Annotated in this window: 20 protein-coding genes and 1 pseudogene; 12 read left to right on the top strand and 9 right to left on the bottom strand. The window is 68.6% G+C overall.

Going from position 1 to position 25,397, the window contains the following annotated elements; genetic code table 11:
- Window positions 1–54: 54 nt before the first annotated feature.
- Window positions 55–849, bottom strand: coding sequence for a VOC family protein (locus ACFWBQ_RS29535; RefSeq protein ID WP_385502226.1), 795 nt, complete (start codon window positions 847–849; stop codon window positions 55–57).
- Between the two features lie 547 nt (window positions 850–1,396).
- On the opposite strand from ACFWBQ_RS29535, the gene ACFWBQ_RS29530 reads away from it, so the two are divergent.
- A complete protein-coding gene (locus tag ACFWBQ_RS29530; RefSeq protein ID WP_385502225.1) occupies window positions 1,397–3,211 on the top strand; it encodes an ABC transporter ATP-binding protein in 1,815 nt (604 codons plus the stop codon).
- 244 nt (window positions 3,212–3,455) lie between these two features.
- On the opposite strand, the gene ACFWBQ_RS29525 is transcribed toward ACFWBQ_RS29530, so the two are convergent.
- On the bottom strand, window positions 3,456–4,244 hold the full coding sequence (locus tag ACFWBQ_RS29525) for a hypothetical protein (protein WP_385502224.1): 789 nt from the start codon (window positions 4,242–4,244) through the stop codon (window positions 3,456–3,458).
- A 389-nt stretch (window positions 4,245–4,633) separates the two neighbouring features.
- Window positions 4,634–5,650 (bottom strand): LacI family DNA-binding transcriptional regulator, encoded by a 1,017-nt coding sequence (locus ACFWBQ_RS29520; RefSeq protein ID WP_385502223.1) that lies wholly within the window; start codon window positions 5,648–5,650, stop codon window positions 4,634–4,636.
- Window positions 5,651–5,959: 309 nt separating this feature from the next.
- On the opposite strand from ACFWBQ_RS29520, the gene ACFWBQ_RS29515 reads away from it, so the two are divergent.
- The 8 genes from ACFWBQ_RS29515 (at window position 5,960) to ACFWBQ_RS29480 (ending at window position 19,004) form a co-directional block, all read left to right on the top strand.
- The gene (locus tag ACFWBQ_RS29515) at window positions 5,960–7,969 is read left to right on the top strand and encodes a glycoside hydrolase family 127 protein (protein ID WP_385502222.1); all 2,010 of its coding nucleotides are present in this window, start codon (window positions 5,960–5,962) and stop codon (window positions 7,967–7,969) included.
- A gap of 85 nt (window positions 7,970–8,054) precedes the next feature.
- Window positions 8,055–9,311 carry an extracellular solute-binding protein gene (locus tag ACFWBQ_RS29510; RefSeq protein WP_385502221.1) on the top strand — a complete coding sequence of 419 codons (1,257 nt, stop codon included), beginning with the start codon at window positions 8,055–8,057 and terminating at the stop codon, window positions 9,309–9,311.
- A 53-nt stretch (window positions 9,312–9,364) separates the two neighbouring features.
- Complete coding sequence (locus ACFWBQ_RS29505) at window positions 9,365–10,345, top strand: carbohydrate ABC transporter permease (protein ID WP_385502220.1); 981 nt, start codon at window positions 9,365–9,367, stop codon at window positions 10,343–10,345.
- A gap of 116 nt (window positions 10,346–10,461) precedes the next feature.
- On the top strand, window positions 10,462–11,223 hold the full coding sequence (locus ACFWBQ_RS29500; protein ID WP_385502294.1) for a carbohydrate ABC transporter permease: 762 nt from the start codon (window positions 10,462–10,464) through the stop codon (window positions 11,221–11,223).
- A 100-nt stretch (window positions 11,224–11,323) separates the two neighbouring features.
- Window positions 11,324–13,054 carry a CBM35 domain-containing protein gene (locus ACFWBQ_RS29495; RefSeq protein WP_385502219.1) on the top strand — a complete coding sequence of 577 codons (1,731 nt, stop codon included), beginning with the start codon at window positions 11,324–11,326 and terminating at the stop codon, window positions 13,052–13,054.
- Window positions 13,055–13,224: 170 nt separating this feature from the next.
- Complete coding sequence (locus ACFWBQ_RS29490) at window positions 13,225–14,220, top strand: helix-turn-helix domain-containing protein (protein WP_385502218.1); 996 nt, start codon at window positions 13,225–13,227, stop codon at window positions 14,218–14,220.
- Window positions 14,221–14,415: 195 nt separating this feature from the next.
- Entirely contained in the window at window positions 14,416–18,276 is a 3,861-nt protein-coding gene (locus ACFWBQ_RS29485; protein ID WP_385502217.1) for a S8 family serine peptidase, read from the top strand.
- A 374-nt stretch (window positions 18,277–18,650) separates the two neighbouring features.
- Window positions 18,651–19,004, top strand: coding sequence for a hypothetical protein (locus tag ACFWBQ_RS29480; RefSeq protein WP_385502216.1), 354 nt, complete (start codon window positions 18,651–18,653; stop codon window positions 19,002–19,004).
- Between the two features lie 158 nt (window positions 19,005–19,162).
- On the opposite strand, the gene ACFWBQ_RS29475 is transcribed toward ACFWBQ_RS29480, so the two are convergent.
- The 4 genes from ACFWBQ_RS29475 to ACFWBQ_RS29460 all read right to left on the bottom strand — a co-directional run bounded on the left by ACFWBQ_RS29475 (window position 19,163) and on the right by ACFWBQ_RS29460 (window position 21,467).
- The gene (locus ACFWBQ_RS29475) at window positions 19,163–19,978 is read right to left on the bottom strand and encodes a phosphotransferase (protein WP_385502214.1); all 816 of its coding nucleotides are present in this window, start codon (window positions 19,976–19,978) and stop codon (window positions 19,163–19,165) included.
- A 342-nt stretch (window positions 19,979–20,320) separates the two neighbouring features.
- Complete coding sequence (locus ACFWBQ_RS29470) at window positions 20,321–20,968, bottom strand: hypothetical protein (protein ID WP_385502211.1); 648 nt, start codon at window positions 20,966–20,968, stop codon at window positions 20,321–20,323.
- Window positions 20,962–21,159, bottom strand: coding sequence for a hypothetical protein (locus tag ACFWBQ_RS29465; RefSeq protein ID WP_385502210.1), 198 nt, complete (start codon window positions 21,157–21,159; stop codon window positions 20,962–20,964). Before ACFWBQ_RS29465 ends, ACFWBQ_RS29470 begins: the two co-directional genes overlap by 7 nt.
- A 167-nt stretch (window positions 21,160–21,326) precedes the next feature.
- Window positions 21,327–21,467, bottom strand: coding sequence for a putative leader peptide (locus ACFWBQ_RS29460; RefSeq protein ID WP_385502207.1), 141 nt, complete (start codon window positions 21,465–21,467; stop codon window positions 21,327–21,329).
- Window positions 21,468–21,898: 431 nt separating this feature from the next.
- Here ACFWBQ_RS29460 and ACFWBQ_RS29455 point away from each other — a divergent pair, with 431 nt between their 5' ends.
- On the top strand, window positions 21,899–22,714 hold the full coding sequence (locus ACFWBQ_RS29455) for a TauD/TfdA dioxygenase family protein (RefSeq protein ID WP_385502204.1): 816 nt from the start codon (window positions 21,899–21,901) through the stop codon (window positions 22,712–22,714).
- A gap of 35 nt (window positions 22,715–22,749) precedes the next feature.
- On the top strand, window positions 22,750–23,619 hold the full coding sequence (locus ACFWBQ_RS29450; RefSeq protein WP_385502202.1) for a DUF4232 domain-containing protein: 870 nt from the start codon (window positions 22,750–22,752) through the stop codon (window positions 23,617–23,619).
- A gap of 117 nt (window positions 23,620–23,736) precedes the next feature.
- On the opposite strand, the pseudogene ACFWBQ_RS29445 reads toward ACFWBQ_RS29450, so the two are convergent.
- Together ACFWBQ_RS29445 and ACFWBQ_RS29440 are read right to left on the bottom strand one after the other, a co-directional pair.
- Window positions 23,737–23,832 (bottom strand): annotated as a pseudogene (locus tag ACFWBQ_RS29445) (helix-turn-helix domain-containing protein); the annotation flags it as partial.
- A gap of 317 nt (window positions 23,833–24,149) precedes the next feature.
- A protein-coding gene (locus ACFWBQ_RS29440; protein WP_385502200.1) for an IS5 family transposase occupies window positions 24,150–25,000 on the bottom strand; the annotation gives its coding sequence in 2 pieces (ribosomal slippage) (window positions 24,150–24,653 and window positions 24,656–25,000; 849 coding nt in all).
- Between the two features lie 206 nt (window positions 25,001–25,206).
- On the opposite strand from ACFWBQ_RS29440, the gene ACFWBQ_RS29435 reads away from it, so the two are divergent.
- Window positions 25,207–25,329, top strand: a complete 123-nt coding sequence (locus ACFWBQ_RS29435; RefSeq protein WP_385502199.1) for a hypothetical protein — start codon at window positions 25,207–25,209, stop codon at window positions 25,327–25,329.
- Window positions 25,330–25,397 lie beyond the last annotated feature (68 nt).

Genomic DNA, 25,397 nt, shown 5'->3' with positions numbered 1-25,397 from the left:
GAGAAGCCCTGGGCGCCGGGACGGGTGCGGGCAGGGCGCGAGGAGGGACAGGACCTACATCGGGGCCGGGGTGAGCACCACGAAGTCCGCGCCCGCCGGGTCGGCGCAGAGCGACAACCGCCCGACTCCCTCTGCATCCTCGGGGCCCATCAGCACTGAGCCGCCGTTGGTCCTGACCCGGTCGACCGTGGCGTCGCAGTCCGCGGAGGCGAACACCGGGTGCCAGTAGGCCAGCCCGCCGGTCGTGACGAGTTGGTCTGCGGGCATCTCCATCAGGCCACCGTGCATACGCTCCGGTGGCCGGCCGGACGGGGTGATCATCGAGTACGTTCCGCCGCCGCCCGGAAGGGGCATGTCCTCGGTCGTCCAGCCGAACAGGTTGCCGTAGAAGTCCTTGGCGCCGGCCGCGTCCGTCGTGTACAGCTCGGTCCAGCACAGGGATCCCGGCTGGTCCGCGACCTCCATCCCGTTCATCTTCCCCGGCTGCCAGACAGCGAACTGGGCGCCGTGCGGGTCGGTGTACTGGGCCATCCGGCCCGCGCCGTCGGCGTCCATCGGCTCGATCCGCACGGTGCCGCCGAGGCGCCGTACGGTCTCGGTCGTCGCCGTGGCGTCGGGCGTGTGGAAGTAGATCATCCACGCCGAACGGGCTCCCTCCTCGGTGAGCTTGCCCAGGCCACCGACGGCCTTGCCGTCCAGCTTGAAGGAGCCGTACTCCTCCGTGTCGGGACCGAACTTCTGGAACTCCCAGTCGAACACGGCGCCGTAGAAGGCTGCCGCCGCCGCTACATCGGGCGCGCCGAGATCGAGCCAGCACGGGGAGCCGGGAACGAAGTCAGTAGTGATCACGGTGGTTCCTTGGGTCGCGGGTCAGCACGGACGGTCAGGGGAGGTCACGCACCTCGTACACAAGCAGCGTGCCACCGGGCACGGGTGCGCGCTCCCCGGACATGGCGAACCGGTGTACCCCGGTGCGCCCCGTCTCCCGAGTCCGACGGCTACGCATCCCGGTGCTGACCCCCGCGCCGTTGCCCGGTGCCGACCCACCTCGGTGTCGTTCGATCAGAAGGGACCTGGAACACCTCGCACCATCGCCCGGGCGTGAATGAGCACGTCGGCAGGAGCAGGGCTGACGCGTTTGCGGCGTTGCCGTTGGCCGAGAAAAACGCGTGGACCGCCCGGACGCCGTCGCGGGACACTGTGATTTCCGGCCTCCCGTACTCGCGCAGACACCTCGCCGCGAGCCGCGCGGGGGCTCCGCCGTCGTGTCCAGCCTGTCGGAAGACGACCCGGCAGAGGGCATGCAGCCGGACCGAATCGCCCGCGGCCAGTACCGCAAAGGCGCCTCCCCGAAGACGCATGGAGCGGGCTCGCCGCACGACCGCACAGGGTGGGAATGGGATTGTCTGAAGTACGTGAGGAATCGCCGGGCAAGGGGTCGGTGCTCCTGGCACTGCGTTACTACGGAAGGGAGTTGGCCCGGCTCCGGTGGCTGACGGCACCCGCGATGCTGTCGCCGGCACTGGGCAACATCGGCATCAACTACATCGCGCCGCTGATCGTCGCGAAGCTCGTCGGCCACATCGCCGACGGCGGCGGTACCACCCTCGGATCGATGGTCCCCTACGTCCTCGGCTTCGCAGGCGTTCTGTTGCTCGCGGAGGTGTTCTGGCGCATCGGCCTGCACTTCCTGAACCGCCTGGACGCCCGGGGTATCGAGCACCTGTACGTGATCGGCATGGACGAGCTGTTCGCCAAGGACGCCACGTTCTTCCACGACAACTTCGCCGGGTCGTTGACCAAGCGGGTCCTGAGTTTCGCTTCCCGCTTCGAGGAGTGTGTCGACACCCTGACCTTCTCGGTCGTGGGCAGCTTCGTGCCGCTGCTGTTCGGGTCGGTGGTGCTGTGGAGTTACGAACCGCTGCTCGTCGTAGGTCTCCTGACGATGATCGTGCTGACCGCGCTGTGTGTGATGCCCCTCATTCGCCGCCGCCAGGCGCTCGTCGACCAGCGTGAGGAGGCGATTGCCCAGGTGTCGGGTCACGTGGCCGACAGCCTGATGAACATGGACACGGTCCGGGCTTTCGGCGCCGAGGAACGCGAGGCTGCCGAGCACCGGTCCCGCGTCGCGGAGTCGCGCCGGCTCACGTTGCGGTCCTGGGACTACGGCAACCTGCGTATCGACACGCTGGTCGCTCCGATGTCCGTGCTGACCAACGCCATGGGCCTGCTGCTCGCGGTCACGCTCGGCGGGGGCGGGCACGGCGTGGAGGCGGTCGTCGTCGCCTTCACGTACTACACCAATGCGACGCGGATCATGTTCGAGTTCAACCAGATCTACCGCCGCCTGGAAAGTTCGATGACGGAGGCCGGGCAGTTCACCGAACTCCTGCTGACACAGCCGATCGTGCTCGATCCGACGTCGCCGGAGCCGCTGCTGTCCAAGGCCGCCGACGTCCGCTTCGAACGCGTGACCTTCGCCCACGCGGGTGCGAAGCCGCTCTTCGAGCGCCTCGACCTTGATGTGAGCAGTGGCGCGAAGATCGGGCTCGTCGGCCGGTCCGGCGGTGGCAAGACCACCCTCAGCCGACTGCTGCTGCGTATGACGGACATCGACGCCGGCCGGATCCTGATCGGCGGGCAGGACATCAGCAAGCTGCGCCAGGCCGATCTGCGCAGCCTGATCGCTTACGTGCCGCAGGACCCGGCCATGTTCCACCGCACGCTGCGGGACAACATCGCGTTCGCCCGGCCGGACGCCACCGAGGCCGAGATCCGCCGCGCGGCCGAGGCGGCGCACGTCACGGAATTCGCCGACGCGCTGGCGGAAGGCTTCGACACCATGGTGGGCGAGCGGGGCGTCAAGCTGTCCGGCGGACAGCGTCAGCGGGTCGCCCTCGCCAGGGCGATTCTGCGCGACGCGCCGATCCTGCTGCTCGACGAGGCGACCAGCGCCCTGGACTCCGAGAGCGAAGTCCTCGTCCAGAAGGCGTTGTGGCACCTCATGGAGGGGCGGACAGCACTGGTGGTGGCGCACCGGCTCAGCACGGTCGCCACGATGGACCGGCTCGTCGTCCTGGACCGCGGGCGGATCGTCGAGCAGGGGACGCACCAGCAGTTGCTCGCATCGGACGGCACCTACGCGAAGCTGTGGCAGCACCAGTCAGGAGGCTTCCTGGACGACGCCCCCGCGCAGGTCGACCTGACCTGAGCCGTGTGGGCCGAGGGCAATGAGCCGTGGCGCAGGCACATGTTCGCGGACACCGGCATACGAGCGACGTCCCGGGGGATCTGAGCGAGGACCGGCTCGGGCCACTACGGCCTGGTCGCTGTGCAGGGTTTCGCGTCGAAGGAGTCCCCGAGCCAATTCGTCAGTGTGGACCTCACGGTGTGGCGCAACGTGACCACCCCCTGAAGCGGCAACCACGGTCCTCGGGCCCAGGCCGGGACGGGCGTCACCCCGGCGGAGCCTGCGACGCGCGCCAGGCGGTCGCGAGTCCTTCCAGCCATGCCGGGGGCAGTTCCGCGTACTCCCATTCCGCCCGGAGCGCTGATGGTGCGGCGGTGAGGCGTTCGAGTACGGCGATGCTCGTGGGGGAGTGGAGGAGGGAGTAGCGGCCATGGACGGCGATGCGGCTACGGGGTCCGTACTGCGCGTACAACTCAGCCAGCCGCTCTCGATGGGACTCGGTGAACCGCTCCAGTTGGCCCGCGTAGCCGACCCGTCCCACGACGCCCATCGTGCCGAGTACCGCGGTGAGGACCTCGTCCGACACCTCGGGGTCGAGGTCCGAGGCGTCACCGAATGAGAGGCTGAGGGGCGTCACGGCGACCTTCGCACGTTCTACGTCCACCCTCCCGACAGGGTGATGGCCTTGCGCGGCGTCCGCCACCGAGTCGGACGTCGCCGGGCCGATGGCACGCTCAAGGGCTCGCTCGGTGATGCGGACGAGTGCGTCACTGACGGCCCGGGCGCCGTCGTGCCAGCCGATGCCGTACGGCTCCCCCTTCTCGTCCGGGACGCCCTCCGCCTTCCCGACCTCGCTGTGCGCGTCTGCGAGCGCGCCGGCCTCGACGAGCGCGATCAGCCTTTCGGCTTCGCCCCGGAAGACTCCCGAGCGGCCCAGGAGTTCAAGGAGGGTCTTCTTCGCGTTCATGACGCTGGCGGAGTCCAGCTGGTGCCGGAGCATCTCGGGGGTGTTGATCGTGTCCTCCTCGTCGGCCGTGGTCTGGTGCTTCCGCAAGTGCTTCAGCAGGACGTGGCTCTTTCGTCGCGCTCTCTCCGTGCCTCGGCTGTGAGGCTTTCAGCTGGGAGCGGCCGCAGTCCAGCTTCTCAAGTCTCCACGACACGACCGGTTGTCGCCGCGCCCAGGGCTGTTCCGGATCGCCCCGTGTCCGTACGAGCCGGGGGCGAAGAGGGCGTCCATGTGCGCGAGCAGGCCCTCTCGGGGTCAACCGGCGCCGGCCGGACAACCGGCCGCCGCAGGTCAGCTACCACCTCGGCACGAAGTAGGCAGGCGACAGGCAGGACCGCCGACGCTCGGTCCACCATCCGGTCGGGGTGGTGTCTTCCGTGCCGGCGAACCCGCGCACGGGTTCGCCGGTGCCACAGGCGGACGTCGGCGCGGTGATCTCAGGTCGAGTCGCGGACGACAAGGCGGCAGGGAGTGCGGTGGATGCCGAAGTCGGGCCGGCCGTCGATCGCCTCGAGAAGCTTGAGCGCGGCCAGCCGGCCGATTTCGGTGAGGTTCATATCGACGCTGGTGAGGGGCGGGCGGGCGGCGAGTGCCATGGTGTCCCAGTTGTCGTAGCCCACCACCGCAAGGTCGTCGGGTACCCGGCGGCCGCTCTCGCGCAGGCCGTCGGTGACCCCCCGGGCGATCTGGTCGTTGCCGCAGAAGATCGCGTCCGTGTCGGGTGCGGTTCCCACGATGGCGCGGGCGGCCTGCCTGCCCCAGGCTTCGCTCCACTCGCCGTGGTGGACACGGCCGGTGGCCAGCGGCAGGCCCGCCTCCTGGAGCCAGTGACCGGTGTGAGCGGCGCGGTCGGTGGCGGCGGCGTGGTGTGCGGGGCCGGTCACATGCGCGATGCGCCGACGGCCCAGACCTGCCAGGTGCTCCACGGCGAGCTGTGTGCCCTGGCGGTCGTCGGAGACCACGCTGATGGCGGCCGGATCGGTGGAGGGGGCGAAGGCGTAGACGGTCGGTACACCGGTCGAGCCGACCAGTGGCGGGCGTGGATCGGTGCGACGGCCGGTGACGATGATGCCGTCGATCCGTCGGGCGGTCAGGGTGCGCAGGTAGTGCTGTTCACGGATCGCGTCGCCGCGGGTGTCGCACAGAAGCACGGAGATCTCGCCGGTGCCCAGCGCGTCCTCGGCTCCCAGCAGGACGGGTGTGGCGAAGCGTCCGATGCCGTCGGTGGTGATGAGGCCCACCGTCCACGTCCGGCCGCTGAGCAGGTTCTGCGCGACCTGGTTGGGCCGGAAATCGAGCTGGGCCGCCGCGTCCAGGACGCGTTGCCGGGTCTCGGGGCGGAGCCGGCCCCGGCCGTTGAGGGCCTTCGAGGCGGTCCCCGGGGCTACCCCCGCCAGTGCCGCGACGTCCGTGAGAGTGGGGTGCGTTGCGGTCCGGTGGTCGGCATCGTTCATCGGAAACCCTTTTCTCAAGTGTCTGTCGTGAGCATCCTGCCATCGCCCAGCGGCATTCGTCACGACCCTCCGAACGTGCCAGGTTTCCTGTCCGATGCCTTGACGAGGCAGGGGGGTGCCCCTACGTTCAGCGCAAGGAAAAGGGTTTCCCAAACGTTCCTCGCTTACCCGCTCTGTCGGCTGCCGTCCGGGCCGGCGGATCGGCGGAATGCGGAGGGTCGAAGTCCGGTCCGGAGATGACCAGCCCTTTCCTTGCCTGGCCCCTTCTGCCGCGTGATCGGTCCGCCCCGGTCCAAGAGGAGATCTCCGATGTCTTCCCCCCTTTCCCAGCCATATGACAGCGGCCCCGTGCGTCCGACACCGGGAGCGTCGGCGGAACTTCGGCCGGAGGCGACAACGAGAATCACCGGGGGGTTCTGGGCCGAGCGGCGCCGTGTCAATGCACAGGCATCGATACCTCAGGGTCCGGTTCTGCTGGAGTCGGCGGGAAACCTCCACAATCTCGGTCTCGCGGCGGGGACCGCGACCGGTGAGTACCGGGGGGACCTGCCCTTTCTGGACTCCGACGTGACGAAATGGCTGGAGGCCGCGGCCTGGCATCTGGGCGACGCCGCCTGCGACAGCGGTGCCGGGGCCGGAACGAGCAGCCCCGCGGGGGCTGATCCCGAGACGGTTCGCTCCCATGTCGAGGACCTCACGGCTCTTCTCGCCGCTGCTCAGGAGGACAACGGCTATCTCAATTCCTGGTTCCAGGTGGTCAAGCCGGACCAGCGGTTCTCCGACCTGCGCTGGGGTCACGAGCTTTACTGCGCCGGCCACCTCATCCAGTCCGCGGTGGCCCTGCACCGCACCACCGGCACCAAGGGCCTGCTGAAGATCGCCATACGGTTCGCCGACCACATCGACGCCACCTTCGGTCCCGGCAAGGCCGTCGACGGCATCTGCGGACACGCCGAGATCGAGACCGCGCTGGTCGAGCTGTACCGCGAGACCGGCGAGCGCCGCTATCTCGACCTGGCCGGATACTTCATCGACCGCCACGGCCACGGGTTGCTCAACGTGGGGGAGCGGCACGGCATCGCACCGGGCCCCGCCTACTGCCAGGACCGCGTCCCGCTGCGAGAGGCCACACACGTCGAAGGGCACGCAGTCCGCCAGCTCTACCTCCTGGCCGGCGCCACCGACGTGGCCACCGAGACCGGTGAGCCGGAGCTGCGCGATGCAGTCGTCCGGCTCTGGGAGGCGATGACGGCATCCAAGACCCACCTGACCGGAGGACTCGGCGCCCGGCACGAATGGGAGGACTTCGGGGACCCGTTCGAACTGCCCAGCGACCGTACGTACTGCGAGACGTGCGCGGCCGTCGCCTCCATCCAGTGGAGCTGGCGCATGGCCCTGATGACCGGTCAGGCCCGCTACTCCGACCTCGTCGAACGCACCCTGTACAACGGGCTGCTCGCCGGCGTCTCCCTGGACGGGGAACGCTGGCTCTACGTCAACCCGCTCCAGGTCCGCGACGGTTACACCGACGAGGGCACCGACCAGACCTCGCGCCGTACCCGGTGGTTCCGCTGCGCCTGCTGCCCGCCCAACGTGATGCGGCTGCTGGCCTCGTTGCCCGCCTACTGTGCCAGCACCGACGCCACCGGTCTGCAGATCCACCAGTACGCCACCGGCAACGTCTCCGCCAGGCTCGACGCCGGACCGGTCACCGTGGACATCGCTACCGGCTACCCCGTCGACGGCAGGATCCAGCTGACCCTGACCGGCACACCGCACACGCCCCCGTGGACGCTGTCCCTGCGGATACCGCACTGGAGCGCCACGTGCGCGGTCCTGGTGGACGGTGAGCCGGCCGAGTCGGTCGTCGAGGACGGGTGGGTGCGCCTGCACCGCAGCTGGTCACCGGGGCAGCACGTCGTTCTCGAACTGGACGTCGAGGCCAGGCTGACCCGGGCCGATCCTCGGGTCGACGCCGTACGCGGAAGTGTCGCCATCGAACGCGGGCCGCTCGTGTACTGCATCGAACAGGCCGACCATCCCGGAGGCGGCCTCGACGACGTGATCCTCGATCCGGGCAGGCAGCTGCGGAGCATTTTCCGCCCCGATCTGCTGGGCGGCGTGGTCAGCGTCCAGGCGGCCGGCCGCCGCGGCTTCCCGTCCCGGGACAGCTGGTGGCCCTACACCCCCGCCTCCGCCCGGCCTGCCCCTTCAGGGGCGGCCACGACGCCCGGAGACCTGACGCTCACAGCCATTCCGTACTACGCCTGGGCCAATCGCGAGGACGGGTCGATGCGTGTCTGGATCCCTGTCGACTGACCCTCCGTGCCACTGCTGCTTTTCCGCACCCCTGCCACCACCACGTCCGCCCCGACTCCCGCACCGCAACAAGACAGAGGACATCATGAACACACCGCGCAGGGCCCGTGCGGCCGCCGGTACCGCCCTGGCAACCGCCCTCCTGGCGTCATTGGCGGGCTGCTCGGGCGGAGCGTCCGGCAGCGCTTCCTCCGCCGACTCCGGGACCTACACGTTCTGGGACCCCTACCCGCAGTTCGACGCCGCCTCTCCCTGGGGCAAGCGGGTCGCCGAGTGCGGCAGGCACGCCGGAGTGAAGATCGAACGAACCCCCATGGACACCACCGACCTCGCCACCAAGGCCCTGCTTGCCGGGCAGCAGAGCAACCTGCCCGACGTCATGCTCGTCGACAATCCCGCCGTCTCCACGCTGGCCGAAGCCGGCATCCTGGCCAAGGTCTCCGACACGGGGCTGAAGTCCGACGGCATGCAGAAGAACATCCTCGACGCAGGCACCATCGACGGCGAGCTCTACGGCGTGCCCATCGGTGCCAACACCCTTGCCCTCTACTACAACGCCGACGTCCTGAAGAAGGCGAAGGTCGACCCGGCCTCCGTCACCGACTGGAAGTCCCTGACGGCTGCCCTGGCCAAGGTCAAGGCCGCCGGGAGCAAGGGCATCACCTTCTCCGCGACGAAGACGGAAGAAGGATCCTTCCAGTTCCTTCCCTGGTTCTGGGGCGCGGGAGCCGAACTCACCGACATCGACTCGCCCGCCGCCGTATCCGCCCTGACCCTGTGGAAGGACTGGCTCGAGGACGGCTACGCACCCAACTCGGTCATCAACAACACCCAGACCACCAGCTGGCAGGAATTCGCCACCGGTGACTACGCCTTCGGCGAGAACGGCACCTGGCAGCTCGCCAACGCGGAGAAGGCCGGCTTCGACTACGGGGTCATCAGCATTCCCTCCGCCCGGGGCGGCGCCGCCCCGGTGCCCACCGGAGGTGAGTTCGTCACCCTCCCCGTACAGGACGACAGTGCTCGCGAGGAGGTGACCACCAAGATCGTGAGCTGCCTGATCAGCGAAACGAACCTGCTGGCCACCGACACCACTCTGTCCTACATCGCGCCCAGTGCTCAGGTGCAGGCCCGACAGGTCGAGGACAACAGCGAACTGGGGCCTTGGGTGGACGCCGTCGCCGTCGCCCGCGGACGTACGAGCGGCGGAATGAACACCGACTACCCGGTTGTCTCCGAGCAGTTGTGGACCGCTGTGCAGGCGGGCCTGTCGGGTGCGCAGTCGCCGAAGGCCGCACTCGCATCCGCCCAGAACGCCGCCCAGTCCAAAACGGGCCACTGACCGTGCCACCCGCCGCTTCCCCGCCGACTGCGGGGCAGCGGCAAGGAGACCCGATGGCAAGCCTCAACACGCAGAGCCGCCGGGCGTCCGCAGGTCCGGCGCCCCGCGTGCACGACCGCCCACAGTCACCCGGAAGAGGCCGGGCATTCCGGCCGCACATCCGCCCTTCGCTCACGGCGTGGGCCTTCCTGGCGCCACTGGTGATCTACCTGGCCCTGTTCTACGTCTATCCGCTGTACCGCAATCTCGAACTGAGCCTGAAGGACTACACCGTCCGGTCCTTCGTGCAGAACAACGCGCCGTTCGTCGGACTGAAGAACTATGTGGAGGTCTTCCAGGACGCCACCTTCGCACCGGCGCTGCGCAACACACTCGTCTTCACGCTGTGCTCGATCACCGCCCAGTACGTCATCGGCCTGGCCCTGGCCGTCTTCTTCAACCGCACCTTCCGGCTCTCGGCCACACTCCGCGCCCTCTTCCTCGTGCCCTGGCTTCTCCCTCTGATCGTGTCCGCCTCCACCTGGTCGTGGATGCTCAACAGTGAGTCCGGCGTCATCAACCACGTGCTGCGGTCTCTGGGCAGCGGCAACGTCAACTGGCTGACCTCTCCGGAGTGGTCGCTGACCGCCGTGGTCATCGCCAACATCTGGATCGGGATTCCGTTCAACCTCGTCATCCTCTACAGCGGCCTGCAGAACATTCCCGCCGAGCTGTACGAGGCCGCCGCGCTCGACGGCGCCGGCCCCTGGCAGACCTTCCGTCGCGTCACCTTCCCGCTCCTGCGGCCGGTCACCGCCATCACGCTGCTGCTGGGCTTCGTCTACACCCTCAAGGTCTTCGATCTCATCTGGATCATGACCAAGGGCGGGCCCGGCTCGTCGTCCACCACCATGGCCACCTGGTCCTACCAGCTGGGGTTCGGATCCATGCTTCCCCACTTCGGCCCCGGCGCGGCGGTGGGCAATCTCCTGATCGTCATCGCCCTGGTCTTCGGCGTGACGCACATCTACACCCAAAGGAGGCAGGAGACATGACCACGGTGCATCAGCACGCCCTCCGGCCCGCCGGACACCCGCGGCACCCTGCCTCCGGACGGTCCCGGTTCCGGGCTCGGTGCAACACGGGGATCGCACTGGTGCTGACCGCGCTGATGCTTCTGCCGGTGTACTGGATGGTCAACGTCTCTCTCACTCCCCAGCACGAAATGCGTTCGTCGACCCCGTCCCTGTTCCCGCTCGACCCGACGTTCGAGGGCTACCGAGCCGTACTGGACGACCAGTTGCCGTATCTCGGAACCAGTCTGCTGATCGGCCTGGGAACGGTGGCCCTGACCTTGGCGATCTCCGCTCCGGCAGCCTACGCGCTGGCCAAACTCCGCCCCCGCGGAGGAGGCTCCCTGGGCTTCGTGCTGGTCATCGCCCAGATGATCCCGGGCATCGTCATGGCGATGGGCTTCTACGGCATCTACCTCAATCTGGGGTTCCTCAACACCTGGTGGGGCCTGGTCGTCGCCGACTCCACCATCGCCGTCCCCTTCGGCGTCATGATCTACACCGCGTTCATGCAGGGCATCCCCGACGAACTCCTCGACGCCTCGAAGATCGACGGAGCCGGTGCCTGGCGTACCTTCCGCTCCGTGGTCCTGCCTGTCAGCCGCAACGCGACCGTGACCGTGGCCCTCTTCAGCTTCCTGTGGGCCTGGTCCGACTTCGTCTTCGCCAACACCCTCGCCGGTGGAAGCTCCCTGCAGCCCATCACGCTGGGCATCTACCGCTACATCGGCAACAACAACCAGGAATGGAACTCGATCATGGCGACCGCGGTCGTGGCCTCGGTCCCCGTCGCCTTCCTCCTCGTCCTGGCCCAGCGTTACGTCGCCGCCGGCATGACCGCCGGCGCGGTCAAGAGCTGATCCACCCTCCGCGCACCGCACGCAACCGTGGCACGTCGCACGTGGACGGTGCGCGAAGGCCAGTCCCCCTACCCATCACCCGCACGGAGGTCTCCTTCCCATGCGCTCCCACACCCTCGGCAGAGGCCGGGCACTGACTGCATCCCTGTTAGCCGCAAGCGCTCTGCTCCTCACCCAAACCCTCACCCCCACTCCCGCCCATGCAGCCGGCGGCATCCTCACCGTGGATGTCGCGGCCCCGTTCAAGCCCGTCACCCGCACCGCGGCCGGTGGCCTCTACGCCTTGAAGGACGCCACCACACCTCCGGACGACTCGCTCGTGCAGGCACTTCGTCCGCACACCCACACCCAGCCCGCCCCCGGCGTCGGACAGAAACCCAACGGCCAGCCCGCCGGGGGAGACGCCCTGGTGGTCGCGGACAAGGCAGGCCGCACCGGCGCCGGAGAGATCATCCGGATGCCCGACATCTATCCCGACTTCCCCTACCGGTGGGTGGGCTGGGACGACTGGCTCGGCAAGGTCGGGACCATGATCGACAAGCGTCTGGCCGCCACCGGCGCGACCAACATCCGCGGGTGGGAGCTGTGGAACGAGCCGGACTGGACCTGGGACACAGCCGCCGCAGGCTCGTTCAACGACGGATGGGCCCGCACGTTCAAGGCCGTGCGTGCCAAGGACACCGTGACCCCGATCGTCGGTCCGAGCGACGCCGGGTACGTTTCGACGCGGATGCGGGCCTTCCTGACCGCGGCCAAGGCGTCCGGCACCGTCCCCGACGTCACCTGCTGGCATGAACTCAGCGCCCGCCCCGACCTGATCGCCGCCCACATAGCCGACTACCGGTCCATCGAGACCGATCTCGGTCTGTCGCCCCGTCCGATCTCCGTCAACGAGTACGGAGCCCCGGAGGAGATCGACGTACCCGGGCGGATCAGCAGCTACATCGCCAAACTCGAACGCGCGAAGGTATGGTCCGCGGACCGTGCGTTCTGGTACGAGTACGGCACCTTCAACGGTCTGCTGACGACCTCCGCGTACCAGCCCACCGCCTCGTACTGGCTCTACAAGTGGTACGGCGACATGGCGGGCAATATGGTGACGACCACCCCCTCGTCCCTCACGGGACTCGACGGCTTCGCCTCCTACGACACCACCCGCAAGACCGTCGATGTGGTCTTCGGCAACGAAGTTGGCACCAACACCGTCAACGTCAAGGGACTGGCTCCGCTCGGCTCGTCGGTGAAGGTGACCCTGCGCGCCACTCCGAGCTCCGGGCGCCAGACGGCCGTCACGGCCCCCACCACCGTCTCGACCACGACCCACCAGGTCTCCAACGGGGCGATCAGCGTCACCGTCCCCGGCATGAACGTCGGATCCGCCTATCAGTTGGCGATAGCACCCGCTGACACCGTCGCCGACCACCAGCACCGCTACGAGGCGGAGAACGCTTCTGTCTTCCGCGGTGAGAGCCTGTCCTCCTCCAGTGCTTCCAATGGCGGCTATGTCGGTCGCATCGACAACAGCGGCGACGCCCGTACCCATTCCTACGTCGACTTCGTCGTCAACGTGCCCACCGCACGCGCGTACCAGCTGACCATCGGCTACGCCAACGGCACCGGAGCACAGGCCACCCAGGGCCTCGCCCACAACGGCGGCGCATGGTCCACGGTCAGCTACCCGCCGACCGCTGGCTGGGGAGAGTTCGGGGCCACGGTGTCCCGGACGGTGACGCTGAAGGCCGGGTACAACGTGATCCGGCTCGCCAAGGGGTCACCGAACTTCGCCGGCGGCACGGGGTACGCGGAACTGGACTACATCCAGGTCGACTAGCAAGGCAGTCGCTCCACATCCGTGCCAGGGCGGAGGCGCCTCCCCCTACCGCCCTGGCACAATCCTCTCGAACCATGGCGAATCCACGTACCTTCTCACCTGCTGTCTCCGGCGACCCGCCCGTCCGGCACCCCGCTATCCTCTGCTGGTCTTCGAGGGGAAGGACACACATGCTGGAGACGCTGGGGCTGAGCACGAGCGAGTCGCAGATGTACCAATTTCTTGTCAGGTCGGGGCGAATCTGTACCGAACAGATGCGGAAGCGACTCAACCTGAGCGATGCGCAGACGGACGAAGCGACGCAGGGGCTCGTAGCCAAAGGGCTGGTGACCCTCACCGATGAGCGGCCGGCGCAGTTGCTCGCCTCGCCGCCAGACATTGCCGGTGAGGAGCTGCTCCTGCTGCGGATGAACCAGCTCCGGAGTGCGCGGGGCGTCCTGAACCGGCTCACCAAGGAGTACCGGCAAGCCACGTCGGGCCCGGCTGCCCTGGAGGAGATAGCCGAGATCGTTCCCGACGAGAGCCTGGCCGTGCGGTACGAGCAGCTCCAGCGCAATGCCCGTAAGCAGGTGCTGAGGTTCGACGCACCGCCGTACCTGGTGTCCGAGGGCCTCAATTCCGCCGAGCTCGACCAACTGACGGCCGGGGTCGCGTACCGGACCGTGTACGACCGCTTGGCGGTGGCCGAAACCGGTGCGATGCAGGAGATAAAGCAGTATGTCGACGCCGGTGAGCGGGCCCGTGTACTCAACCAGGTCCCTCTCAAGCTGGTCATCGTCGACCGGTCCACGGCGCTGGTGTCGTTGCGGGCCGAGGATGCGCAGCTGCCGCAGGTGGCCCTCCTGATCCACCCCGGGCCGCTCCTCGAAGCCCTGCTGGCCCTCTTCGAGATGGTCTGGGCGTCCGCGCTGCCGCTGGATCCCGTCTCCGATCAGGGGCCCCTCACGCAGCCGGACGCCCAGATGCTGACTCTCCTGCTTTCGGGACTCACCGATGATGCGATCGCACGCCAGCTCGGCATCGGCAAGCGGACGGTGAACCGGCGGGTGCACAGCCTCATGGACCAGGCGGGCGTCTCCAGCCGGATGCAACTGGGATGGCAGGCTGCCCGGCTGGGCTGGATCACGGATGTTCACGAAACGGTCACCGGGCGCCAACCGGTATGACTCTCGCATCGCCTCGTGGCAACAAAGCGCCATGTGGCGCAGATGCGCCACGACACCTCTGGATCCGCTGGTCACCTGCCGGTTAGGTTCCGGGCGGCGCGGCATCGTACGGACGTTTCGGCTGGTCACCACCAGGCCCGTCCACGCATCACCTTCTTTGGCGCGCCAGCCTGTTGAGCGTGTGAAAGGAACCTGATGTACATATTCCGCGAGAGACGGCGGCGTACCGCTGCCGTCGGCGGAGTGGCAGTGGCGGTCGCCCTGTCACTCACGAGTCAGCTACCGGTAGCGGCTGCTGCGGCGACCCCGCAGAGCGGCTCCCTCGTGCAGCCCACGACCGAGAAGAAGACAGCGACCACGTCGACGCTGACCCTGATCACCGGGGACACGGTGGCACTGACCACCGAGGCGGACGGCCGGCAGGCGGTCAACATCCTGTCGGCGGCCGGAACGTCCAAGACGTTCGAGACCACCAGCGGGCAGAACGGTGACCTGTACGTCTATCCGGACGACACGACGGCCGCGATCGCCTCGGACACGGTGGACCGCGAACTGTTCAACATCAGCCGGATGATCCGGGACGGCTACGGCGACGCGAAGACCGACGAGGTCCCGGCCATCGTCGACTTCAAGGGCACGCCTGCCGCCGCCGCCCTGAAGCAGAAGGCCGAAGACCTGCCGGGCAGTGACACCCAGCGCGTCCTGCCGAAGCTGGGCCTGTCCGCCGTCCAGGTCGACAAGGACGGCGCGAAGGGCTTCTGGCGGGCGGTCAAGCCCGCCACGTCGCTCACCCGTAGTGGCGACAGCAGCGTCGTTCCCGGCACCGCCGGAGTGGCCAAGGTCTGGTACGACGGCCGGGCGAAGGTCCTGCTGGACAAGAGCGTGCCGCAGATCGGTGCCCCGGAGGCCTGGGCCAAGGGGTACGACGGCAAGGGCGTGAAGGTCGCCGTCCTGGACACCGGCGCCGACCTGAACAACGCCGACATCAAGTCCGACATCGTTGCCAGCCAGAGCTTCGTCAACGGCCAGACGGTCCAGGACGGCCACGGCCACGGCACCCACGTCGCGGCCACCGTCGCGGGCAGCGGCGCCAACGCCGGCGGCGCGTACAAGGGTGTGGCCCCGGGCGCCGACCTGCTGATCGGCAAGGTGCTCAGCAACAGCGGGCAGGGCCTGGACTCCGGCATCCTGGCCGGCATGGAGTGGGCGGTCGCGCAGGGCGCCGACGTCGTCAGCATGAGCCTCGGCGGCACCGACACCCCCGGCGAGGACGTCCTGACGAACTCGGTCAACTCGCTCAGCGCCTCCTCGGACACCCTCTTCGTCATCGCGGCAGGCAACGACGGCAGGAAGGGCGAGTCGACCCTCGGCACCCCCGGCGCCGCCGACGCGGCCCTCACCGTCGGCGCCGTCGACAAGTCCGACGCGCTCGCCGACTTCTCCAGCCGCGGACCGCGGCTCGGGGACATGGCGATGAAGCCCGAGATCACCGCCCCGGGTGTGGCCATCGTCGCCGCCCGCGCGGCCGGCACCACCATGGGCACCCCCGTGGACGCCAACTACACCTCGGCCAACGGCACCTCGATGGCTACCCCGCACGTGGCCGGTGCCGCAGCGATCCTCAAGCAGCGCCACCCCGACTGGACCGGGCAGCACATCAAGGAGGCCCTGACCACGCACGCCAAGTCGGCCGCCGAGCAGACCGTCTACCAGCAGGGCTACGGCCGGGTCGACATCCCCGCCGCGCTCGACCCGTCACTCGAGCTGTCCGGCACGACCGACTTCCGCATGATCCCGTGGCAGAAGGGCACGTACGAGAAGCGGACCCGCACTCTCACGCTCCGCAACAACGCCACGAGCGACACCGTCGTGACCCTGGCCGCATCGGTCAAGGACGCGAGCGGCGCCGAGGTCCCTGCCGGCACGCTGGCCCTCTCGGGAGCGGGCCTGTCCGACGGCCGGGTCACCGTCCCGGCCGGCTCCACCGCCGAAATCACGGTCACCCTCGACCCCAACGGACTGAAGACCAGCCAGTACGGCGGATCCATCACCGCCACCGCCGCGAGCGGTGAGTCGGTGCACGCTGCGCTCGGTTTCGTCACCTCCGTCGAGCAGCACGACGTCACGCTGAAGGTCACGGACCGCTTCGGGAAAACCCCCAGTGCGCTCAAGTTCACCCTGCACGGGATGGACAACACCTTCTGGCAGAGCCAGACCATGTACGCCAACGGCACCGCCACCCTGTCGGTGCCGCTCGGCAAGTACTCCATCGAGGGCTCGGTCTACTCGGCGGCTCCCACCGGCGGCGCGATCTCCTACGCGGCGGACCTGTTCACCGTGCCCAACATCGAGGTGAGTGACCGGGACCAGACCCTCACCGTCGACGGCACCACCGCCACCGACCTCAGCGTGAAGATCAAGGGCGAGAAGCGGCCGCTGGAGAACGGCCAGGTGACCACGTTCGTCGTCCGTGACCCCGGCACCGCAGGCGGTTACTTGAACTTCTCCGGCATCGGCAACCTGCTCAACCACACCGACCTCCGGCAAGGCGCCATCCCCAGTGCCGCCGCCACCACCGGCGCGCTGCGCCTGGAGACCGCCCTGGCCCGGCGTGAACCGCTGGTCCAGCTGGAGGTGACGGCCCCCGGGCACGCGACCATTCCGCTGAAGTTCTCGGTGAACGCGAAGCGCTTCGAGGGCACCAAGCGCACCGAGCTGGTCCACCTGGGCGCCGGCACCGAGCAGGACTTCGCCGGTGCCGACGTCAAGGGCAAGACCGTTCTGGTCTCCGTGGCCGACGTCACCAAGGCCGACGACCAGGCCACCAGGGCCGCGGCTGCCGGAGCCGTCGCGATGATCGTGGCCCCTGCCGACCCCGGGCCGAGCGGAAGCGGCGTCCCTGCCGGACAGACCATCCCGGTCGCCCACGCCACGTACGACAACGCCGCAACCCTCAAGGCCCTGCTGGCCAAGGGCAAGGTCCGGATCGCCCTGAAGGGTGTCCTGGAATCGGGCTACACCTACAACCCGCACTTCACCGACGACCGGATCCCCGCCGACCTGGCCAATACCGTCGACGTCAAGGACTTCGCCAAGGTCACCAATACGTTCCACTCCGACGGAGCCCGGCGCCTGGGTGCCGAGAACATGAACGTCTGGGGTCCCCTGCAGGTGAGCACGGGCTCCGTAGGCCAGCCGCTCTACCAGGGCACCACCCGCGACGACTACTTCCTCGCGGGCACCGGGGTGTCGTACCAGTCGACGACGACGGCCAACTTCCAGTCCAGTGCCTGGCGGATGAGCGACCTGCGCGCCACCTTCAGCACCCCGGGCAAGTCCTACACCCGGAGCTGGTTCGCCGGGCCGGTGCGCCTGTCCCAGTACGAGTTCGGGCCATGTGCGTTCTGCCGCAGCGACGTCTGGCAGAAACTGCCCGGCAACAGCGGTGCGGACAACGAGCCCACCCACACCATGTCGGGCCAGACCGCCACCTGGAGCTTCTACCGCGACGGGCAGCCGATCACCGGCTTCGGCCAGCTGGTGCCGGAGAAGGCGGACTACCGGTACGTCCTCGACCAGAAGCTGGCCACCGACGTCCCGGGCATCAACCTGGGCCGCGAGATACGGACCGAGTGGAACTTCAGCCAGGCGGCACCGACCACCATGGCCATCAAGGACTGCGACACGGCGTTCATTCCCACGCCCAAGCTCTGTGAGTCCATGCCCGTGGTCCTGCTCGACTACGACCTGCCGCTGAACGTGCTCAACCAGGCACGGGCCGGACTGCCGTACACCTTCACCGTGGACGCGGGACGCCCCAAGGGCTGGGCCGGCTCCACCGCGATTGCCGGCGCCAAGGTCTCCGTCTCCTACGACGACGGCGCCACCTGGAAGTCCGCCGCGATGCTGCGCAAGGACGACAACTCCTTCCAGGCGCTGCTGTGGCACCCCAAGCTGGCGGACACCAACGGTTTCGTGACCCTCAAGACCGAGGCCTGGGACTCCGCGGGCAGCCGCACCGTCCAGACCATCAACCGGGCCTACGCCCTGAAGTGAGGCACTGACCACAAGTTCAGCCCAGGGCAGTAGCTGACGAGGCGTCCGGCGACACGGGTTTCGACAACCGCGTCGCCGGACGCCTTCTGCTTGCGGCCGTCGATGCCATCGCCCCATCGCGCCGACCCTGATGCGCGGGAGCGGACAGAGCCCCTCCTGCCGCAGGCACCAGTTGTGTCTGCCGATCTCTCAGCCACTCGGGGGAGCGGGCCCCGGCGGACGACCTGGGGTGTCCCGATAACCGGCGAATCGCGGTCCGTCGGGGCACGGCCGGGGTGCCGAGAACGGCGTGGCCGACGGGCTTGCCCTACCGGTATCGTTCGGTCTTCTGATCAGCCATTTCGGCGACTCACGAGGTTCAGAGAGAGACTTTCATGACCAGTCAGCACGCGACGACGACCCTGTGGCGCCCGACCGGCCCCAAGGAGCTGGACCTGGTCGAGGAACTGAACTGGCGTGCTTGGCCGCCTCGCCTGCCGGAGCAGCCGATCTTCTATCCGGTCCTCGACGAGGACTATGCGATCAAGATCGCGAGGGACTGGAACGTGAAGCACGACGGAGCCGGCTTCGTCACGCGCTTCGAGGTCGAGTCCGAGTTCCTCAGCCGGTATCCCGTCCAGCAGGCCGGCGGGCGGACGATCCTCGAGCTGTGGGTTCCGGCGGAGGAACTCGACACCTTCAACGCTCACATCGTCGGTGAGATCCAGCTGGTGCACGAGTTCCGCTGAGAGACGCACGCCTGCGGGCGGAGCAGGTGCGCGCAGCGTGATGATCCTGGTGTGACCGGTGTGAGTGTGACCACAGCCTCGGAGTCGTGCCGGCTCGCCCCTCTGCTCGCGGTGTCGAAGTCGGCACGGACCGGATGTCGTCCAACGTCCGGGCGGGGTCAGTCCAGCAGTGTGGTCGTGAACGTCTCGCGGTGGGCCACCAGCCAGGCCTGCATGCGGTTCCAGCGTTCCCAGCCACCGCGTGCCGTCAGCGCCTGGACGTAGACGGGGTCACCCTCGGCGACGCGGTCGGCGACGAAGGCCCGGCAGCTCTCGGTGGCCTGCTCGATGACTCCGGGCAGTTCAGCGCGATCCTGCGAAGAGAGGCCGTAGCTGTCGGCGAGGATTCGTAGCCGTGCCGGTGCGTCCAGCCCGTCGGGATAGGAGACGGTCGCCGATGCAGGGTCGAGCATGGGAACCCAATAGCGGGCGGTCATCGCGACGTCCCAGAGGGGACGGCCCGGGGCCGCGAGGTCGAAGTCGATCAGGGCAGCGGCACGGCCGTCGCGGAAGACCACGTTCTCCGGGCACACGTCGTTGTGGCACAGCAGCGTTCCTCCCTCCGGGTCGGCCAGGTCCAGAGACCAGTCGGCGGAGGCGTCGACCCCGACAGCCGCGCTCGCCTCGTGCAGGCGCCGCAGTAGGCTGCCCACCGATCTGAGGGCGGCTGCCGTCAGCACCCAGCGCGGAAACGGCGGCAGGGCGACCTCGCCGGGGATGAAGGTCAGCTGTTCACGGCCGTCGGCAGCAGGACCGACCGGGGTCGGGGCCCCTTCGAAGCCCTGCTCCTTGAGCGCGCTCAAGCAGGTATGGATGGCTTGCGCGTTGCGCGGTGCCGGACGGTCCACCACGGCGCCCCGGCGAAAGACCGCGCCCGCGTTCACCATGCCGCCGGCCAGCGCTTCGCAGTCCGATGCCCCGCCCCGTGCCGTCATACCGATCACGCTACCGGCGGGCCGCTCCATCTGTGGGCCGGGCCGGAATGCGACCCGAACTCACCTTGCCCCCCGGGGGTTCGACGGACGCGCGGGGGCCTCGTCATCTCATCTCCCGAAATACCGGACGGCTGAACTCGAGCCGGGCCGGGTGGCTCCCGCGCAACGCCAGGCAGGGGCTTCGACCAGGATCCCCGGCCGGAGCCACCCGCACCGGCAATCGCGTGCACAACCTGCCCACCCGGCTCCACCCCAGCCCCGGGCCGCAGCCGAGTGCGAACAAGGAACGGCGTCAACCGGGCCGGCAGCTCCGGTCAACGCTGTTCGCGTGGCAGGGCATACTCAGCGCAGCGGGGGCAGGTCGAGGTGTTCGCGCAGGGTGGTCCCCCGGTACTCGGTGCGGTAGACGCCCCGTTCCTGGAGTTCCGGGACGAGCTTGTCGACGATGTCCGTGAGGGAGGTCGGAAGCAGGTGCGGCACGATGTTGAAGCCGTCGACTGCGCGGGTGCGGACGTAGCGGGTCCACTCGTCGGCGATGGCCGAAGGGGTACCGACGAAGGACGGGTGGCCCGGGGACACCTCCAGCACCAGTTCACGTATCGACAGACCGCGTTCGGCCGCCAGGTCGCGCCACTTCTGGATCAGGGCCGCCTTGCCGCTGCGGTGCTCGATCGAGATCGTCCCCCGGGAAGGGTCGAGCTCGTTCTCGCTGGGCTCGATGTCGGGCAGCGGGCCGTCCGGGTCGTAGGCGGACAGGTCGGTGCCCCAGTACTGCTCGAGGAAGGCGATCGCCCGGGGCCCGTTGACCTGCTCGCGGCGCACCCAGCGGGCCTGGTGCTGTTCCAGGCCGGGGACTCGGACGGCGGCCGCGAACTCGCCGCCCGCCATGAGGAGCGCCTGCGCCGCGTACAGCGACTGGGCCCACACGAGCAGGGTGCGCCGGTCGTACCGGTCCGCGAGCACCCCTCCCCACAGCCCGAACATCAGCACCGGGGCGAACTGCAGCCCGCGGCCCAGCCCACCGCGGTCCCGCTGTGCGTGAGGTTCAGCACGAACCAGTCCAGCGCCACACCCTGCTTCGCGGTGCCGACGTTGGAGACCAGGCCCGTACTCCAGTAGACCCGGTAGTCACGGACCCGCAGTGCGGCGAACACCCCCGGTCGTGCGGGGCTCTTGGGCACCGTGATCCTCTCGGTCAGGTGTGCGGGCAGGCCGGACGCCGCAGTTGCCGAACACGGGGAAACAAGACAGACGTCGACACAGGAACAAGGAATGCGCGAGGCATGCCGGGTGAACGCGAGGCGCGATCGGAGTCCGGCACCGACCGGCGCGAGCGGCATGGGCGCGGTCAGCCGCGCGGAGACGTCCCCGGACACAGTGCGCTGCTCACACGGAGCAGGTCGACGTGGCGCCGGGCGACCCGCAGCTCGAAGGACCCGCCGTGGTGCGGCATGCGGCCGTCGCGCCCGCCGAAGGGTCGCGCCTGCATGCCCGTCACCTCACAGCCGTCGGGTCGATCAGCAGCTCAGGATGTGCTGCTGACGCGTGTGCTCGCTCTTCACGTTAACCGCTCCGCCGGCGTTGAACTGACTCGACCGCCGATGTTCATACGAGTGAAACGATGCGGCCCGACCTGCGCCGCAAGGGTTGTTCCGACACTCGAAGCGGGCCGCCGACGGGCCCGGAGCACCTACGCTCCCTCGCCCGCAGCGAACCGGTCCGACTACCGTGGTCGGGTGACCGCCCCGGCCTTGTACCGCAGATTGCATGTGGATCTGGCGCGCACCGACGCGTCCCTCTGTCGACGAACCCAGGCCCTGCCCTGATCTGATCCACGGCATCAGACAGGACAGGACCTCACCGTTCGCACGCCCTCCGAGAGGTGTGCGTCGTCCCGCACGACAACGCAGAGAGATGGGCATGACTACTGTCACCAGTCACGAAATACGGCGTGTGGGACCGCGGTTCGGCGCCGAGGTAATCGGCGTCGACCTCACGGACACCGTCGAAGCCGACACGGCGGACCAGCTGCGTCAGGCTTTCCGGGACCACAAGGTGCTGGTGTTCCGGGACCAGAACCTGACGCCTGATCAACACGTCAAGGCCGTGGACATCTTCGCGGAACCGTTCGACCACCCCACCGCCGTCAAAGATGCTGCCAACCCGCTGGTCTACCCGTACAACGTCCAGCAGACCGGCAAGGCGAGCACCTGGCACATCGGCGGGCTGTGGCGGAGCCCCGTGTTCGCCATCGAGTCGCTCACCTACGAGGAGGTGCCCGAGCTCGGCGGGCACACCCTGTGGGCCGATCTCCAGACGGCGTACGACGATCTGTCGGAGCCGTTCAAAGTGCTGCTCGAATCGGTGAGCGCCGTCTACGATGCCGACCCGCAGAACTACGCCCAGGGCAGCAAACGGACCGCCGTCACAGAGACCGTCGAGCATCCGGTCGTCCTGAAACACCCGGTTACCGGGCGGAAGGGACTGTTCATCAGCACCGCGGCGCTCGGGCTCACCGGTGTCCGGCCGGAGGAGGGCAAGGTGCTGCTCGACCACTTGCTCAGGCACGCTTCCTCGCCGAACTACACCATCCGGCTGGGCTGGAACCCCGGTGACTTCGTGCTGTGGGACAACCAGGCGACCTGGCACTACGCCGTGGACGACTACGGCGACGGCGCCCGCGTGTACCGCAAGGTCATCGGCGTGGAACGTCAGGAGGCCGGGACCGCCACCTGACAGCCGGCCGGCGAGATGTGCACTCGCGTCAGCACATGGGGCGCGAGTGCACGGCCGGAGGCACTGTCCCGAGTTCGAATGGACCGCGCGCCACTCGCGTCGAGGGCCGGCGGCGTGAAGAGGTTCACGCCGTGGTTCAACCGCAACCGCGCCCCCGGCCCAGAAGGTTCAGACGGCGCGAAATTGAGCAGGCGACAGACATGGGCCCACTCTCGCGCACCACCGCATCACAGTCCGAGCGATTGTTCCCGCCGCGGAGCCGGAGGACGGACTGGAGGGCTCGGACACTCCGTCGGCATGTCCTTGCCCCGGTCGCGATCGCATCGATCACTCTCGTCACAGCCGGCTGCGGCGATACCTCGGCGTCAGCCGGTCCGTCCGGGGTGACGCGTCCTGTGCCCGGCCGTACCGCACCGGGCGCGGCAAGCCCCTCCGGTGGGTCTTCCTCCGCCGCCGCTGCTGCAGTCGCCCCCGACGACTCCGAGCCTGCAGCCGCCGGTCCGGATTCCCGGCGCTGCACGGCCGAAGGCCTGTCCATGAGCCTGGGCCGTGCCGACGCGGGCGCGGGGCAGATCTACTACCGGCTCACGTTCGAGAACAAGTCCCAGGACCCATGCACCCTGCACGGCTTCCCCGGTGTCTCACTGATCAGGCGTGACGGCAGCGTGATCGGCGTGCCGGCCGAGCGCGAGGGCGGTATGCGGGAGCAGACGGTGATCGGTCCCGGCAGGACCGCCGACGTCACCCTGCACACACTGAACCAGGGAATCAAGGACTCCGGTTGCTGGGACCACCCCGACTACCTCAGGGTCTATCCGCCCGGTTCCACGGAGGCACTCACCCTGCGCACTCCCCGACTCCACATCTGCGGTGACCGCTTCACGACCACGGCGGTGAACGGCTGACAAGGCGTTCCGGGCCGTCAGCGCGGTGATCTTGAGAGCCCGTACCCCGGCATCGCGGGCGGCGACGTCCGCGGGCCGGAGCAGGGAGCGCCCGGTGAGGCGGGACACGCGGTCGAGCCGGTTGCGGACGGTGTTGCGGTGGCAGTACAGGACTTCTGCGCTTTCGGTGGTGGCTCCGGTATCGGAGTCCAGCCATGCGGTGAGCGTTTCCATGAGGTCCTTGCGGTCCGGTGCGGCCAGGACCGGGTCGAGCAGGGTGACGGCCCTCCGCAGGGCCAGGTCGTGTCCGGCCCCGACCAGGCCCGCGGCCGGATCGTGTCGTGATCGAGCGTGACCGCCTCGCGCCGAGGCCCGGGCCGGCGTTGCCAGGCGCAGTGCGCCGGCGCGCTCCCGCAGCCGGGTATACGCAGGGCTGAGACCCGCCCGCCCCGTAACCGCGGTGCCGACGGCTTCCAGGACCATGGCAGGTCCGGGAATGTGCGCGGATCCGGAGGCAGGAGCGGGGTCACCTAGGGCCTGTCTTCAAAGAGTCATATCCACATCAGGAGTGACGCGATAGTGAGGGCCGCTTCGTAGGATTCGCGGGTTTTGTCGTAGCGGGTGGCGATGGCCCGGTACTGCTTTAACGCGTTGAAGCAGCGCTCGACGACGTTGCGCTGCTTGTAGCGCTCCTTGTCGAAAGCAGGTGGCCTGCCGCCGTTACTGCCGCGGCGGCGGCGGTTCGCCTGCTGGTCCGAGCGTTCCGGAATGGTGTGCGGTATGCCATGTTTCCGCAGGTAATTGCGTATGCTCCGGCTGCTGTATCCCTTGTCGCCCAGGAGATGATCGGGGCGGGTGCGCGGCCGGCCCGGGCCGAGGCGGCGAACCTTGATCTGCGCGAGGACCTGCTCTAACTGGGTGCAGTCGTTGACGTTGCCGCCCGTGAGGATGAAGCCGAGCGGGCGGCCGCGACCGTCGCAGGCGAGATGGATTTTGGTAGTCAGTCCGCCACGGGATCGTCCGAGGGCGTGAGCGTGTGCCGCTTCTGCGGGGGCTGCCCCTTTTTACGGGCGCCGGCCGCGTGCTGGTGAGCGCGGGTGATCGTGGAGTCCACCGACACCAGCCAGTCGATATCCCCGGCCGCATCTTTCTGGGCCTGGACCGCCTCCAGCATCTGCGTGAACGTACCGTCAAGCGCCCACCTGCGGAAACGCGTGTACAACGTCCGCCAGGACCCGTACCTCTCGGGCACATCTCGCCAGGCTGAGCCGGTCCGCAATTTCCACACGATCCCGTTCAGCACCACCCGGTCATCCCGCCGGGGCCGTCCCGTCTCCGTCCGCGGAAGCAGCCCCGACAGCACGTCCCACTCTTCGTCCGTAAGCTCATGCCGCCGCACCATGCACCACATGATGCACCATCAACTACCTTTGAAGACAGGCCCTAGGGCGACGATGCCGGCGAGGCCCTCGGGACGGGGGCGCCACGCGGAGCGCAGTCCGCTGCGCAGCAGGGCTTGTCCTGTCGCGTTGACGTCGCTGTGCTCGGCGACGACGCATAGGAACGGTCCTTGCTCGGGCAGGCCAAGGGCAATGGTGTCGCCAACGCATGGCCGCCTTCAAGTACCCCCGCAGTGTGGAGTTCCGCGCCGGTCTGCCCCTGACGTCCACCGGAAAGATCCTCAAGCGCGAACTGATCGCAGAGGCACACGACAAAGCCACTCCTGCCTGACCTGCCGTCGGCCTCCTGCTGCCGGCCCGGTAGAACTCGCCGTTCGTCCGCGCCCCGGTCTTCTCGCG

The sequence above is a fragment of the Streptomyces sp. NPDC060035 genome, assembly GCF_042736635.1.
Classification (GTDB): Bacteria; Actinomycetota; Actinomycetes; order Streptomycetales; family Streptomycetaceae; genus Streptomyces.
This window is presented reverse-complemented; position numbering and strand designations above follow the sequence as displayed.

What these genes read in the sequence shown, in the direction of transcription:
- ACFWBQ_RS29530 (WP_385502225.1), top strand. Translation starts at nt 1,397, where the DNA reads ATGGGATTGTCTGAAGTACGTGAGGAATCGCCGGGCAAGGGGTCGGTG.
- ACFWBQ_RS29520 (WP_385502223.1), bottom strand. Translation starts at nt 5,650, where the DNA reads ATGAACGATGCCGACCACCGGACCGCAACGCACCCCACTCTCACGGAC.
- ACFWBQ_RS29455 (WP_385502204.1), top strand. Translation starts at nt 21,899, where the DNA reads ATGACTACTGTCACCAGTCACGAAATACGGCGTGTGGGACCGCGGTTC.
- ACFWBQ_RS29480 (WP_385502216.1), top strand. Translation starts at nt 18,651, where the DNA reads ATGACCAGTCAGCACGCGACGACGACCCTGTGGCGCCCGACCGGCCCC.
- ACFWBQ_RS29515 (WP_385502222.1), top strand. Translation starts at nt 5,960, where the DNA reads ATGTCTTCCCCCCTTTCCCAGCCATATGACAGCGGCCCCGTGCGTCCG.
- ACFWBQ_RS29435 (WP_385502199.1), top strand. Translation starts at nt 25,207, where the DNA reads ATGGCCGCCTTCAAGTACCCCCGCAGTGTGGAGTTCCGCGCCGGTCTG.
- ACFWBQ_RS29460 (WP_385502207.1), bottom strand. Translation starts at nt 21,467, where the DNA reads ATGCAGGCGCGACCCTTCGGCGGGCGCGACGGCCGCATGCCGCACCAC.
- ACFWBQ_RS29510 (WP_385502221.1), top strand. Translation starts at nt 8,055, where the DNA reads ATGAACACACCGCGCAGGGCCCGTGCGGCCGCCGGTACCGCCCTGGCA.
- ACFWBQ_RS29500 (WP_385502294.1), top strand. Translation starts at nt 10,462, where the DNA reads ATGCTTCTGCCGGTGTACTGGATGGTCAACGTCTCTCTCACTCCCCAG.
- ACFWBQ_RS29505 (WP_385502220.1), top strand. Translation starts at nt 9,365, where the DNA reads ATGGCAAGCCTCAACACGCAGAGCCGCCGGGCGTCCGCAGGTCCGGCG.
- ACFWBQ_RS29495 (WP_385502219.1), top strand. Translation starts at nt 11,324, where the DNA reads ATGCGCTCCCACACCCTCGGCAGAGGCCGGGCACTGACTGCATCCCTG.
- ACFWBQ_RS29485 (WP_385502217.1), top strand. Translation starts at nt 14,416, where the DNA reads ATGTACATATTCCGCGAGAGACGGCGGCGTACCGCTGCCGTCGGCGGA.
- ACFWBQ_RS29450 (WP_385502202.1), top strand. Translation starts at nt 22,750, where the DNA reads ATGGGGCGCGAGTGCACGGCCGGAGGCACTGTCCCGAGTTCGAATGGA.
- ACFWBQ_RS29490 (WP_385502218.1), top strand. Translation starts at nt 13,225, where the DNA reads ATGCTGGAGACGCTGGGGCTGAGCACGAGCGAGTCGCAGATGTACCAA.
- ACFWBQ_RS29475 (WP_385502214.1), bottom strand. Translation starts at nt 19,978, where the DNA reads ATGACGGCACGGGGCGGGGCATCGGACTGCGAAGCGCTGGCCGGCGGC.